Genomic DNA, 13,227 nt, shown 5'->3' on the forward strand with positions numbered 1-13,227 from the left:
ACGTTCCGATCACACGCCGGCCGAGGCGGCCACCAGCCGCTCGTACGCCGTCAGCAGCCCGTCGACCGCATCCCGGCCGGCGGGCCGCAGCGGTGCCCGGACCGGGCCGGAGGGCAGGCCGAGGGCGCCCAGCAGAGCCTTCGCCGTCACCGAGCCGGGCAGGCCGGAGGCCATCATCAACTCCGTGAGCGGGATGGTGAGTTGCTGCAGCCGGACCGCCTCGTCCGGGTCGCCGTCGTCGAACGCGTCCAGGATCGAACGGAAGTGACGCGGGGTCACATTCGCCACTGTGCTGATGTATCCGGCACCGCCGATCGCGTACATCGCGAGCACGTACTCGTCGCAGCCCGTGTAGTACGCCAACTCCGTGGCGGCCAGCACCTTCTGGGTGCCGAGCAGGTCGTACGCGCAGTCCTTCACCGCCACGATCCGCGGATGCCCGGCCAGCCTCAGCATCGTCTCCGGCTCGATGCGCGTCCCCGTGCGGCCCGGGATGTCGTACAGCGCGAGCGGCAGTCCGGAGGCGTCCGCGATCGTGCGGAAGTGTGCCTCGACGGCGTCCTGCGGGGGCCTGCTGTAGTACGGCGTGACCACCAACAGGCCGTCCGCGCCCGCCTTTTCGGCCTCCAGGGCGAGTTCGGCGGTGTGGCGGGTGTCGGCGGTCCCGATGCCCGCGACGATCGCGGCACGGTCCCCGACCGCGTCCGCCACCGCCCGCACCAGCGCCGACTTCTCGGCGTCCGTCGTGGTCGGCGACTCCCCGGTGGTCCCGGACAGCACCAGCCCGTCGCAGCCCTCGGAGACCAGCCGGTCGGCCAGCCGCTGCGCACCGTCCAGGTCCAGCAGCCCCTCGTCGGTGAAGGGAGTGATCATCGCGCAGAGGGCACGGCCGAAGGGCGGGGTGCGTCGTGAGGTCATGGAGGTAGTCTCGGCACACCGATCCTGAAGCTCCACTTAATTCTTCTACGGGATATGGGTAAGCATTTCTTATTGGTTGCGGCGTTCGGCGTGGCAGGGGCGCTCTAGGAACTCGCCCCCGTTTCGGTCACCATGGCGGGGACGGTAGAAGGTCGTCTGTCACGGGAGGCGTCATGAAGCTGGGCAAAGCACTGGCCACCGGAGTCGCGGAGGAGCAGCCGCGCCTGGAAGAGGAAGAACTCCGACTCCCCGAGGAGATCGAGGAGTTGGAGTCCGCGGTCGAAGAGGTTCCGGTCGCGCGATGAGGGTGCGGCTCCCCGAGGAACGTCCGGCGGAGCCGCCGACCGGATTCAAGATCGCCCACCCGATGCTGTCCCAGGACGGCACCCGGGCCGGGTTCACCGGTGTGTCGCTGGGCGGCGCGCTGCCGTACGGAGTGCTGGACGAGGCGCACTGTGTCTACGGCCTGCGGCACCGGGCACCGCACCGCCGCTGCGACTGCGGCTTCCACTGCGTGCACGAGCGCACGGCGGCCGAGGCCATGCTGTGCACCGCCGAGCACCGCAGCGCCGTACTCCTCGAAGTGACGGTCCTCGGCGCCTACATCCGCTTCGAGCTCGGTTTCCGGTACGCGCGGCAGCGGGTGCGTACCGCCACGGTCGGCCCCTGCGCGTGCGGCGCGGTCGCCGTGGCGCTGGCCGACGCGGGATGGGGGAGGCCCGGCTGGCGGGGCTTCGCGGCCTCCTGCGCCGGATGCGTGCGCGGCCGTACGGCGGTGTCGCTCGCGACCTTCGCCCGGCTGGGCGGGGAAGGGCTGCGGGTACGGGCCGGTGGCGGTGCCGTACCGGGCGCCGGTGACGGTCTGCCCGAGGGGCTCGGGGTCTCCGAGCTCGTCGCCGAGGCGGCGCTGCTGCAGGCCAGGCTCGACTGGTTCCAGAGCCAGCTGGCTCGACTCGGCGATCGCGGGGCCGGACAGGGGTGACGGCGGCCCGGCAGGGTACTCGGGCGTCCCGGACGAAAGGAGGGGACGCCGTGACCGGAACCACGGACCGGCGGCCGGGCGAGCAGCACTCGGTCGGTGAACTCGTCGGACAGGCCACCGAACAGCTCTCCGAGCTCGTACGACAGGAAGTGCGGCTCGCGAAGGAGGAGTTGGCGCAGAAGGGCCGGCGCGTGGGGCGCGGCGGCGGGCTGCTGGGCGCGGCCGGAGCCGTCGCCTACGTGGGGCTGATGGCCCTGGCCGCGACCGGTGCGGCCGCGCTCTCCCTCGTGCTGCCCGTATGGGCGGCGGCGCTCATCGTCACGGCCGTGCTCTTCCTGGTCGCGGGCGTGCTGGCGAGGACCGGCCGGGCCCAGCTCGGGCGCGCCGCCCCGCCGATGCCCGAGGAGGCGCTCGACAGCGTCCGGGCCGACGTCGACGAGATCAAGGAAAGGGCGCATCGATGAAGGACAGCAACGATCCCGTGGAGCGCGGCAAGGCTGCCGGCAAGGCGGCGGACAAGGCCGCCGGCGGCGCGAAGGGCCCGGACGAGCTGCGACGGCAGATCCAGGAGACCCGGGGGCAACTCGGGGACACCGTCGAGGAGTTGGCGGCAAAGGCCGACGTGAAGGGCCGCGCGCGGGCCAGGGGCGCCGAGCTGAAGGGCAAGGCGTCCGAGGCCGGCCACGTCGTGCAGGACAAGGCGGCACAGGCCGGCCATGTCGTGCAGGACAAGGCCACCGAGGCCGGGCACGTCGTACAGGGCAAGGCCGTTGAGGCCGGACACGTGGTGCAGGACAAGGCCGTCCAGGCCGGGCACGTGGTGCAGAGCAAGGCCACGCGGGTCGGACACGCCGTCCAGGACAACGTGCCCCGGCCGGTGCGCACGGCCGTGACCAACGCCGTCCAGGCCGGAAAGCGGCACCCCGGGCCCGTACTGATCGCCGGGGCCGGAGCGGTGGTCGCGGCGGGCCTGCTGCGCCGGCGCCACAACGGACACCACTGATACGCACACCGATAGACACCTCCGGCTCCGGTCAGTGACCGGAGCCGTACGGCGAGCGGCGGGGCCGATCCATTCGGCACCGCCGCTCGTCGTGCATCAGTTGCAGCCCGGCGGGGGTGGACCCCGTCCGTGACGCCGGTGCTTGACCTGAAGTTCGGTTGAGGTCCGAGGGTGGGGCCGTGGACACCGATCAGCGATCACTGGAGTTCGTGATGACCCGTCGTACCGATGCGCACCCCGCGATGACCCGCCCCGAGGTGGGAGCGCCCTTCTTCAGCACCTGGCGGGTGGGGACGCCCGAGCGGCAGAAGGAGACGGTCGAGGCGATCGCCGCCGCCTGGGAGCGCAGGGCGTGGCCGGCCGAGGGGCTGCTCGGGTACCACGTCTACACGGGGGAGGACGGCACGACCCTGCTGCACCACTCGCAGTGGCGGAGCGAGCAGGACTACGAGGCGTTCGTGAAGGTCCACCGGCAGGAGCGCGTGGACGAGGTGGACGTGGCCGTGCCCGGGATCGAGCGCGTGGGGCTCGGCCGCTACCGGCGCTACCGCAGCGGCGCTCAGGAGGGGGAGACCCGGGTGCCGGGGTGCGTCGTGATCGTCGAGATCGAGTTCGAGGGACCGGACCCCGACCGGCAACGCGCCTGGGTGGACGCCGTGTTCGAAGCCCTGGAGAGCGAGCCGAACCTCAGTCCCGGCGGGATCTCCGCCCACTTCCACCTCAGCACCGACGGCACGAAGGTCCTCAACTACGCCGAGTGGGAGACCGCACAGGCCCACATCGACGCGCTGGCCGCACCGGGCGGCGGTGTCGGATCCCGTACGCCCGAGTGGGAGCGCGTGCAGACATACCCCGGGCTGAAGCAGTCCACGGTCCACCGCTACACCCACGCCCTCGGGCTCGTCCCCGAGTGATCACCGGCTCGCGGTGGACGACGGGGCGGGCTGCCACGGAAATCCCCTGGGCGCCATCCGACAAGAAGAACCGTCTGGACAAAAAAAGTTTTCGGTGAGACGGTGGAGTCATGTTGGACGTGACCGTGATCGAGGACCCGGCGGCAGCCGCCGCCTCGCTGGACCCCATAAGGGGCCGGCTCCTGGCCGAGCTGGCGGCCGGACCCGCGTCGGCCGCCATGCTGGCCGGCAAGGTCGGACTGCCCAGGCAGAAGGTGAACTACCACCTGAAGGCGCTGGAGCGGCACGGCCTGGTCGAGCTCGCGGGGGAGCGCCGCAAGGGGAACGTCACCGAGCGACTGATGAGGGCGACGGCGGCGTCGTACGTCATCTCGCCGCTCGCCCTCGCCGCCGTGCAGCCCGACCCGGATGGGTTCCGGGACCAGCTCTCGGCTCGGTGGCTGCTCGCGCTCGGCGCCCGGCTCGTGCGGGACGTCGGCACGCTCATCACGGGCGCCACGAAGGCCCGCAAGCGGCTCGCCACGTACGCGCTGGACGGTGAGGTGCGTTTCGCCTCGGCCGCCGACCGGGCCGCGTTCATCCAGGAGTTGACGGCCGGTGTCGGCGCCCTGATCCGCAAGTACGACTCTCCGGACGCCGAGGGGGGCCGCGACCACCGGATCGTCGTGGCCGTCCACCCCACGGTCAAGCCCGAGACGTCCGGAGCGGCCGGCGCAGCCGATGCATCCGGTACGTCCGACGGTCCCAAGGCTTCCGAGGCGCCCTCAGCGGTGCCCGAACTCACCGACTGACACGCCTGGTCGACACACAGGAGCACACCATGTCCAAGGAATTCGAGATCGCCCGCGAGTTCGAGGTCGACGCCACACCCGACCAGGTGTGGGACGCCGTCACCAGCGGTACCGGCGGCTGGCTGTGGCCGATGGAGCCCCCCGAGCCGCGTGAGGGCGGCCGGGGCCCCTGGGGATCCACGGTCACCGCCTGGGACCCGCCGCACAAGTACACCAACCGGCTTGAGGGCGTCGACGAGAACTCCGCGCAGACCCTCAATCAGCTCGACTACACCGTCGAACCGCGCGACGGCGGACGGCGCGCCTGGGTGCGGTACGTGCACAGCGGGATCTTCGTCGACGACTGGGACAACCAGTACGACGGGGCGAGCAGGCACACCGACTTCTACCTCCACACCCTGCGCGAGTACCTGACGAGGTTCGCGGCCAGGCCGGCCGCCTTCGCCACGTTCGACGGGCCCGACGCGTCCAAGGCGGCCGACGCCTTCGCCGCCGTCGGCCGGGCACTCGGCCTCGCGGACGACACCGCCGAGGGAGCGCGCGTACGGGCTCAGGGCCCCGACGGCCAGGTCCTGGACGCCGTCGTCGACTACCGCAACCCGTACTTCATCGGGCTGCGCACCGACGACGCCCTCATCCGCTTCTTCGGACGCAACCACTGGGGCGCGCCCGTCGGCATGAGCGTCCACGACTTCGCCCCGGGCGCCGACGCCAAGGGGAACGAGGCGGCCTGGCAGGGCTGGCTGAACCGGGCCTTCGGGGCCTGACGTTCTACAGAGACGCCGGTGAGCCCGGCCCCCTGACGTGGGGCCGGGCTCACCGGCGTGCTCCCGCGGCGACTACGGGCGGAACCGCAGCACCTGCGGGTCGTGGTCGCTGATCTGGTCGGAGAACTCCGAGTTGATGTGCACGCTGTCGTACGTGAAGTCGCAGTCCTTGCGGATCGACGGGCTGATCAGGATCTGGTCGAGGACCTGGCTGTTGCCCTGGTAGTCATAGCTGTAACGCTCGCTCTTCGGAAGGGACTTGACGGCCGACCACAGGGCGCCGTCGTCCTCCAGGAGCGTCGTCGTCTGCGAGAACTCGAAGTCGTTGATGTCGCCGAGCGTCACGACGTCCGCGTTCTTCTGCTTCGCGAGGATGTCCTTGACGAAGGCGTTCACCGCGGTCGCCTGGAGGTGGCGCTGCGTCTCCGAGCTGCGCGCCGGTGGCTGGAACTGCGAGTGCAGCGACTGGTCGCCGCCCTTCGACGCGAAGTGGTTCGCGATCACGAAGACCGACTTGCCGCGGAAGGTGAACTCGCCCGCGAGCGGCTTGCGGCTGTTCGTCCATGCGGCGTTCGCCGGGTCGATACGGCCCGGCGAGACCGTGAGCTGCGCCTTGCCGTGCACCTTCGTGACGCCGACGGCCGTCGTGGCGTCGCCGCCCGCGCGGTCCACGAACGACACGCGCTCCGGGTTGTAGAGGAACGCCTGGCGGATGTTGCCGCCCGGCTCGCCGCCGTCCGCGAGGTTCACCGGGTCGATGGAGCGCCACTCGTACGCCGGGCCGCCCGCGGCGACGATCGCGTCGATCAGCTTCTGCATCGTCTGGTCGGCGGCGACGGTGCCGTCGTTCTTCGCGCCGTTGTTGTCCTGGATCTCCTCCAGGGACAGGATGTCGGGCGACTGGAGGTGGTTCACGATCGCGGCCGCGTGGGCGGCGAAGGTGGCGTCCGTCGGGTCGAGGTTCTCGACGTTGTACGTCGCCACCGCCAGCTCGGAACGCGACTGCTTGCGCGTCGTCTCGCGCTCCAGGCCGCCGGCCTCGACCGTGCCCAGGGTGCGGGCGGTCAGCGTGTAGCCGCCGAACTGGTTGTAGTCGAGCGGGCCCTCGGTGGTGCCCTTGAGCGTGTCACCGACGTTGGCAGTCGGGAACGGCTCGGTGGCGGTCGGGATCAGCGACTGGATCTGCAGCCGGCCGGTGTTCTGCGAGGAGTACGCGCCATAGACGGTACCGCCGCGGCGGTTCGGGTTCTCGTGCGGCTTGACCGTCACCCAGAGCTCGGAGAACGGGTCGGTCGCGGTGACCACGCGCGACGAGCCGATCGCGACGTTCATGCCCTCCAGCGACTCGTAGAAGTCGAGGGCGTACTTCTTCGGCCGCAGCGTCAGGCCGTTGACCGAACCGCTCGCCGCCGCGTCGCCCTCGGACGTGTACGCGGCTGGTACGGAACGGCTGTTGATGACGGTGGCCTTGGGCAGCGCGTTGCCGCTCGACACCACCGTCACCGTCGGCCGGGTGATCTCCGTGACCGACTGGTTGCCGGACGCGGCGCCGCCCGGGACGAACTCCGTGACCGTGCCCGAGACGGTGACCGAGTCGCCGACGGCGACCTTCGGCGTGGAGCTGGTGAAGACGAAGATGCCCTCACTGGTGGCCGGGTCGTCGTCCGCGGACGGACCCTGGATCCAGAAACCGCGGGACGAACCGTAGGTTCTCGTGCCCGTGACGATGCCGGCCACGTCCGTGACCTGCTGGCCCGCGAGCGGGGACGTACGGGTGGAGCCCTGGATGTCGTGGACGGCCACGGCGTCCGCGTGGGCGGGCGAGGTGACGACCACCGCGGAGACCGTGGAACAGACGGCGGCGACGGTGAGCGCGGCTATGCGTGCGGAAGACTTGCTCGGCAACGGGATCCCTCCGGGGACGTGCGTGGGCGCCGGGACGAGGGTGGCGCGGTGAACGGACGTGGGTGGAGCTGTTCAAACACGTATGTGGGTGGAGCTGTGGAACGCGTACCTGGGTGGAGCGGTGGAGCTGCGGAACGAAGGCAGGGGTGAAGCGGGGTGAGGCGTGGGGGAGCCGTAACCGGTGGGGCGGTCCGTGACGCGCGTAGAAGCCGCGATGCACTGCTACTCGCGAGTTTCTACGCGCGTCAATCTCGTGTCTGGCCACGGCACTTGTCAAGGTTTCCCGAGTTAACACTTCTGACAGGTTCATGAACCGGGCGGCATGGGTCCAAATCCGTCTAGGCTGAGGTCGCGTGTCCGGGGCGGCCGGCAGGCGTTTTCCCGGGCGGCCCGCGGGCCTCGTGTACGTCCGAGATGTACGCCCGAACGTTCGTCCTAGGAGAACCAGCCGATGTCAGACAGTTCCCCCCTGCCGCCGGTGCGTCTGCACTCCGAAGCGGAGCTCGCGCGGGACGCCCTCGCCACGCCGCTTCTCTCGCGTGCCGTGCGACTCGCCCGCTGGGCCGGTCCGGACACCCGGGTCGGGGCCGGCGGCGAACTCGTCGAGGAGCAGCTGCCGGCCGCCGCCGCGGAGCTCGGTCTCGACGGCGGGGACGCCGCCGCCTACGCGAGCGAGGCCTGGCGGGTCGCCGTGGACACCGGGCTCGTCGAGGTCGTGGACGAGGAGGAGGGCACGGTCACCGCGGGCGCCGACCTGGGGCTCGTCCTCTCCGGGGCACCGCAGGACGTGCTGGGACTGTGGCTCGGCGCCCTTGAGACCGTGCTCGCCGACGCCAGCGTGCCCGACCTCGACGACCTCGTGGAGGCCATGGGCGAGGGCGGCGAGATCGACTTCTCCGAGCTGGACTGGGATCCGGAGGCCGAGGCGGAGTTCCTCGACGGGGTCCTCGGCAACCTCTACCTGCTGACCTCCAGCGAGGACGGGCCCGGCGACGGCCCGGTGCCCCTGCCCGCGCTCGCCGCGTCGATGATCGTGCCCGACGACATGGGGGAGCCCACCAACGACGTCCTGGAGCAGGTCTCGGACGCGATGATGCGGCTCGACGACCAGTTCCGGCTGCTTGAGCCGATCGGGCTCGTCGACTTCCAGCCCGTCGACGAGGCCCTCATGGCCGACGCCGACGAGGAGCCCGCGGCGCCGGTCGACGACACGGACGTCTCGCGGTACGGGATGGTGCGGCTCACCCCCCTCGGGGTGTACGGGATCCGGGCTCGGCTCCTCGAAGCCGGGTTCGCGGCGCCCGCGGTGGGCGACCTCGCGGACAAGGGGGCGGACGTGCTGCTCGACAGCACCTCCGCGTTTCCGCCGGCGGCCGCGCAGGCCGAGACCGAGCAGTGGCTCGACCGGCGTGAACCCCTTGCGGCGGCGCGGGAGTTGCTCGCGGCGGCGAAGGGTTCCGACGCGGGGGCGCCGCTGCGGCGGCTGCGCTGCCAGCAGGCCCTTTCGCTGGTCGGTACGGAGGCTTCGCCCGCGCTCCGTGAGGTGCTCGACGATGCCGAGCTGGGCGGGCTCGCGCGGGTCTGGCTCACCGAGCGGGGGGCCTCGGACGTGCCTCCGCCGTCCGAGGGGATGGTGTTCTGGCTGACCGTCGACACGATTGCCGCGCAGCTTGCCGCGGAGGGGAACTCCGTGGAGCTGCAGGCGCTCGTCGAGGGGCTTGCGGCGCAGCACGGGGGGTTCTTCGCGGCGGCCTGGCGGGTGGATCACCCTGCCACGCCGGATGTGCTGGAGGCGATGGGGCGGCTGCACCCGGACAAGAAGGTGGCCAAGGAGGCGCGGAAGGCTGCGTTCAAGGCTCGGTCGCAGCAAGGGGGGTAGGGGGGTTTTCTTCGCCCCCGCCGCCCCTACCCGTCCCGTCCCTGGGGGCTGCCGCCCCCAGACCCCCGCATCGCGCTGACGCGCTCGTCCTCAAACGCCGGACGGGCTGAAAGTGTCGGCCCGGGCCGCGAAATCTCTAGCCTCTCCGGCGTTTGAGGAGCGGGGGTTCGGGGGCCGGCCCCCGAGTAGTGACGGGAATGGGTAGGGGCGGCGGGGGCGAAAGAAGTCCTGGTCGTCAGGGCTCTTCCTCGCCCATGGCGAGTACCCGGACCGGGATGCCGTCCAGCTCGTCGGGGACCACGTCCTCGGGGCGGAGCCGGTCGCGGGGGATCTTTCGGGTGACGAAGACGACGATGACGTCCTCGCCGGACTCCTCGTCGCGCCCACTCCCGACACCGGTCACATTGGCCAGCGCCATCAGCCGTTCCTCATGGCGGTGGCTCGCCTGACGCGCGTCCACTTCGGCTCGCCTCCCATGGGTGGTCGTACGGGTCCTCGGTATGGAGATTATTCCGACCAACAGTTCGCATGCGAGGACTGATGGGCCGTACGGGGCGGCATTGCTCCGGACGGGCGGAAGAGGCCGGATCCGCCCGGATTCACGCAAGCGAGCCCTGGGAAGTCGGCCCGCGTTCAACCGGCGTTCAGTCACGGGCGGGACGGTGTGGCCGACAGTCGGGTCCGCCACCCTCCACGCGTCACCGCCTCGCCACGGTCACACTCCACCGTCACAGGAGACAGCATGTCGCTCACCCGCAGGGACTTCGCCAGACGATCCGCGATCACCGGCGCCGGTGTCGCCCTGATCGGCAGCGTCGGCACACTCGCCACCGCGCCCGGCGCCCTCGCGTCCACGGACACCGAGACCACGGGCGATGCCGACGACGATGCCGACCACGCCGACCGGCACGGCGGAGCCGTCGGCTACGGCCCGCTGCTGCCCGACCCCAAGGGCGTCCTCGCGCTGCCCGCCGGGTTCCGGTACCGCGTCATCACGTACAGCGGGAGGACCAAACTGGAGTCGGGCGAGTTCACCCCCTCCAACCACGACGGCACGGCCACCTTCGACGGCCCGCGCGGCACGACCCTCCTCGTCAACAACCACGAGCTGAAGGGCCCCCGCGCCAACTGGAAGTACCCGGTGCCGCTCACCGAGGGACTCGTCTACGACCCGGCCGCGTCCGGCGGCTGCACGGTCGTCGAGGTGCGTCCCGGCGGCGCGGTCGCCGAGTGGGTCGGCATCGCGGGCACCTCCACCAACTGCGCGGGCGGCAGCACCCCCTGGGGCACCTGGCTCACCTGCGAGGAGAACTCCGACCGCGCCGGCGTCAACGGCATGACCAAGGACCACGGCTACGTCTTCGAGGTCGACCCCTGCGACCGCCGTGCCAACCGGAGCCCCAAGCCCCTGAAGTTCTTCGGCCGGTACGACCACGAGGCCGTCGTCATCGACCCCAAGCGCGGCCACGCCTACCTCACCGAGGACGCGTCCGGCCCCAACGGCCTCTTCTACCGCTGGACCCCGCCGAAGGGCTTCCACTACGGCCCCGGCCGGTTCCGTACGCTCGCCGACGACGCGGGCGTGCTCCAGGCACCCAAGTGCTACGACTCCGGCGGCCGACCGGTCGACGACCTCTCCCGCGCCACGAAGATCGGCACGGTGTACGGCGTCGACTGGGTCGACGTCCCCGACCGCGACGCGAAGACCGTCGACGTGCGCAAGCAGTTCGGCCCCGGCGAGGTCACCCGCGCCCGCAAGCTCGAAGGCATGTGGTGGGGCGACGGCGGCGCGTACATCGTCTCCTCGTACGCCCGTGAGGAGAGCCCCGTCCAGCACGACGGCCAGGTCTGGTTCTACGACCCCAAGCGCCGCACGCTGACCCTCAAGGTGCTCCTCGGCGTGAACCCCGACCCGTCCAGGGACGGCGCCTTCGACGGCCCCGACAACATCACCGTCTCCCCGTACGGCGGACTCGTCATCGCCGAGGACGGCGAGGGCGTCTCGCACCTCTTCGGCGCGACCGACAGCGGCCGTACGTACCCCATCGCCCGCAACGACCTCAACATCGGCACCGAGGAGGAGCCCGAGTTCAGCGAGTTCACCGGCGTCACCTTCTCGCCCGACGGAAAGACGCTGTACGCCAACATCCAGGAGCCGGGCATCATGCTGGCGATCACCGGTCCCTGGCGGCGTCAGAAGCGCGGCTGAGCTTCGGTTCGTACGCAGAGTCCCCTTGGCTGTGGAGTAAAGCCGTCGCCTCCCGTGTTGTAACACCTATTACAACGTGGGAAGCGTGGGAGGGGACCGGAGTCGATGAGCCTTCGCCAGTACGAGTACGCCCTGGCCGTTGCCGAGGAGGGCTCGGTGACGGCGGCGGCGGAGCTGCTGCACGTCGCTCAGCCGTCGGTGTCCCAGCAGATCCGCGGCCTGGAGCGGGAACTCGGCGTGCAGCTGTTCGCCCGCACGCCGACCGGACTGGTGCCCACCGTGGTCGGCCGCGCGTTCCTGCGGGAGGCGGAGGTCGCGGTCAGCGCGTCGCGGCGGGCCAGGGCGACGGCACGGGCCGGTGCCGACGAGCTGGTGGGCGAGCTGGTCGTAGCGGCGCAGATGGGCTTCGGCACCCGGCAGCTGCCGGGTGCGCTGGGCACGCTGCGTCGCCGCTTCCCGCGGCTTGAGGTCACCGTCTTCGAGGAGCCGAGCTCCGCCGAGCTGGAGCGGCTGTGCCGCCGGGGCGCGGTGAACCTCGCCCTGATGGCGGCGTGCGAGCGGAGCCCCTCCGACGCCCACCACCTCGGCGACGAGAACTTCGTCGTGGTGCTGGGCGCCGGGCACCGGCTGCTCGCCGCGGACCGGGTCGAGCTGCGCGAGCTGGAGGGGGAGCCGTGGGTGCGGTTCGACCGCGACAGCGCGCTCGACGGCGTGCTGCTGAACGTGCTGCGGGACAACGGTCTGACCCCGACCCCGGTCGCCCGCGTGTCCCAGACGGCGACGGCCGTTCGCTGGGCCGCCCACGGGCTGGGGGTGACACTCGTCCCGGCCTCCGCGGTGCCCCACGGTTACGAGCACCTTGCGCGCCCGGTGTTGCCGGTCGTGTCCCAGCCCGTCATCGCCGTGCTCCGGCACGGGGCGGGCCCGGCGGAGACGGCCCTGCTCGAACTCCTGCGCAAGGAGACCTGGTCCGAGTCGACCTGGTCCGAGGCTGCTTCTGCTTCCTTCTCGCCTTCCTTCTCACCGGTGCCCTGACGGCCGAGAAGGGAGCGGGCGCGCCGCAGTCTGCCGACGGAGTCAGCCCCTGGGGAATTCGCCGCCGTCCACCACGAGATTGCTCCCGGTCACCCAGCTCGCCCGGTCGGACGCGAGGAACAGCACCGCGTTGGCGATGTCGTCGGGCTGACCGTCGCGCCCCAGCGGCACGGTGGTGCCGCTCTCGCCCTGCGTCGGGTCCAGGCGCGCCCACTGCTCCCGCGTCAGTTCGCCGCCGGGGGTGGCGGTCCTGCCGGGAGTCACGGTGTTGACCCGGATTCCGGACGGGGCCAGCTCCAGGGCCAGGCCCCGGCTGTAGTTCTCCAGCGCCGCCTTCGCCGCCGTGTAGTGCAGGAACGGGGGTGGCGTGGCGGGGACCGCGGCCGAGGAGACGTGCACGATCACTCCCGAACGCCGTTCCCGCATCCCCGGTACCAGCAGCGAGTCCAGCCGTACCGAGGCCAGGTAGTTCAGGTCCAGTTGGTCCTGCCACTCCTCGTCGGGGATGGCGGAAGTGCTCGCGTACGGTTGCGCCCCACCCGCGTTGTGGACCAGGACGTCCACCCCGCCGAGCACCTCCCGCGCGGCCGTGGCGAGCGCCTCCGCGCCGGCCCGTGTCCGTACGTCGGCCGCCACGAAGGCTGCCCCCTCCGGCACCGTGCCCGTCGCCGACCTGGCGGTCGTGAGCACCTCGGCACCCGCGTCCAGGAGTTGGCGCACGACGGCCGCTCCTATTCCGCGAGAACCACCTGTGACCAGGGCTCGCTTTCCCTTGAGTTCCTGCGTTCCTGATCCGTTTTCGATCGTGGTCATGCCGCCTGCTC

The 13,227-nt window shown here is 71.3% G+C and carries 14 protein-coding genes; 10 read left to right on the forward strand and 4 right to left on the reverse strand.

The window, feature by feature from the left end; genetic code table 11:
* Positions 1 to 9: 9 nt before the first annotated feature.
* Positions 10 to 918 (reverse strand): 4-hydroxy-tetrahydrodipicolinate synthase, encoded by a 909-nt coding sequence (gene dapA / locus QF035_RS39000; protein ID WP_307525798.1) that lies wholly within the window; start codon positions 916 to 918, stop codon positions 10 to 12.
* A 173-nt stretch (positions 919 to 1,091) separates the two neighbouring features.
* On the opposite strand from dapA, the gene QF035_RS39005 reads away from it, so the two are divergent.
* The 7 genes from QF035_RS39005 (at position 1,092) to QF035_RS39035 (ending at position 5,375) form a co-directional block, all read left to right on the forward strand.
* A complete protein-coding gene (locus tag QF035_RS39005; RefSeq protein ID WP_307525800.1) occupies positions 1,092 to 1,223 on the forward strand; it encodes a hypothetical protein in 132 nt (43 codons plus the stop codon).
* Positions 1,220 to 1,900, forward strand: a complete 681-nt coding sequence (locus QF035_RS39010; RefSeq protein ID WP_306940627.1) for a hypothetical protein — start codon at positions 1,220 to 1,222, stop codon at positions 1,898 to 1,900. The genes QF035_RS39005 and QF035_RS39010 overlap by 4 nt, the downstream gene beginning before the upstream one ends.
* 50 nt (positions 1,901 to 1,950) lie before the next feature.
* The gene (locus tag QF035_RS39015; RefSeq protein WP_307525802.1) at positions 1,951 to 2,364 is read left to right on the forward strand and encodes a phage holin family protein; all 414 of its coding nucleotides are present in this window, start codon (positions 1,951 to 1,953) and stop codon (positions 2,362 to 2,364) included.
* A complete protein-coding gene (locus QF035_RS39020) occupies positions 2,361 to 2,903 on the forward strand; it encodes a DUF3618 domain-containing protein (protein ID WP_307525804.1) in 543 nt (180 codons plus the stop codon). Before QF035_RS39015 ends, QF035_RS39020 begins: the two co-directional genes overlap by 4 nt.
* Positions 2,904 to 3,115: 212 nt before the next feature.
* Positions 3,116 to 3,817: an antibiotic biosynthesis monooxygenase gene (locus QF035_RS39025; protein WP_307531749.1), complete on the forward strand. Its 702-nt coding sequence runs from the start codon at positions 3,116 to 3,118 to the stop codon at positions 3,815 to 3,817.
* A 110-nt stretch (positions 3,818 to 3,927) separates the two neighbouring features.
* A complete protein-coding gene (locus tag QF035_RS39030) occupies positions 3,928 to 4,608 on the forward strand; it encodes an ArsR/SmtB family transcription factor (RefSeq protein ID WP_307525806.1) in 681 nt (226 codons plus the stop codon).
* A gap of 29 nt (positions 4,609 to 4,637) precedes the next feature.
* Positions 4,638 to 5,375 carry an SRPBCC family protein gene (locus QF035_RS39035; protein WP_307525808.1) on the forward strand — a complete coding sequence of 246 codons (738 nt, stop codon included), beginning with the start codon at positions 4,638 to 4,640 and terminating at the stop codon, positions 5,373 to 5,375.
* Between the two features lie 72 nt (positions 5,376 to 5,447).
* Here QF035_RS39035 and QF035_RS39040 read toward each other — a convergent pair whose 3' ends face one another.
* On the reverse strand, positions 5,448 to 7,280 hold the full coding sequence (locus tag QF035_RS39040; RefSeq protein WP_307525810.1) for an endonuclease/exonuclease/phosphatase family protein: 1,833 nt from the start codon (positions 7,278 to 7,280) through the stop codon (positions 5,448 to 5,450).
* Between the two features lie 451 nt (positions 7,281 to 7,731).
* On the opposite strand from QF035_RS39040, the gene QF035_RS39045 reads away from it, so the two are divergent.
* On the forward strand, positions 7,732 to 9,159 hold the full coding sequence (locus QF035_RS39045) for a hypothetical protein (RefSeq protein ID WP_307525811.1): 1,428 nt from the start codon (positions 7,732 to 7,734) through the stop codon (positions 9,157 to 9,159).
* 235 nt (positions 9,160 to 9,394) lie between these two features.
* On the opposite strand, the gene QF035_RS39050 is transcribed toward QF035_RS39045, so the two are convergent.
* Complete coding sequence (locus QF035_RS39050; protein WP_307525812.1) at positions 9,395 to 9,619, reverse strand: hypothetical protein; 225 nt, start codon at positions 9,617 to 9,619, stop codon at positions 9,395 to 9,397.
* Between the two features lie 282 nt (positions 9,620 to 9,901).
* Here QF035_RS39050 and QF035_RS39055 point away from each other — a divergent pair, with 282 nt between their 5' ends.
* Both QF035_RS39055 and QF035_RS39060 read left to right on the forward strand, forming a co-directional pair.
* Entirely contained in the window at positions 9,902 to 11,368 is a 1,467-nt protein-coding gene (locus QF035_RS39055) for an alkaline phosphatase PhoX (protein WP_307525813.1), read from the forward strand.
* Positions 11,369 to 11,473: 105 nt separating this feature from the next.
* Positions 11,474 to 12,403, forward strand: a complete 930-nt coding sequence (locus tag QF035_RS39060) for a LysR family transcriptional regulator (protein WP_307525814.1) — start codon at positions 11,474 to 11,476, stop codon at positions 12,401 to 12,403.
* Positions 12,404 to 12,445: 42 nt separating this feature from the next.
* On the opposite strand, the gene QF035_RS39065 is transcribed toward QF035_RS39060, so the two are convergent.
* Complete coding sequence (locus tag QF035_RS39065; RefSeq protein ID WP_307525816.1) at positions 12,446 to 13,216, reverse strand: SDR family oxidoreductase; 771 nt, start codon at positions 13,214 to 13,216, stop codon at positions 12,446 to 12,448.
* Between the last annotated feature and the right edge of the window lie 11 nt (positions 13,217 to 13,227).

This window comes from Streptomyces umbrinus (genome assembly GCF_030817415.1).
GTDB classification, from domain to species: domain Bacteria; phylum Actinomycetota; class Actinomycetes; order Streptomycetales; family Streptomycetaceae; genus Streptomyces; species Streptomyces umbrinus_A.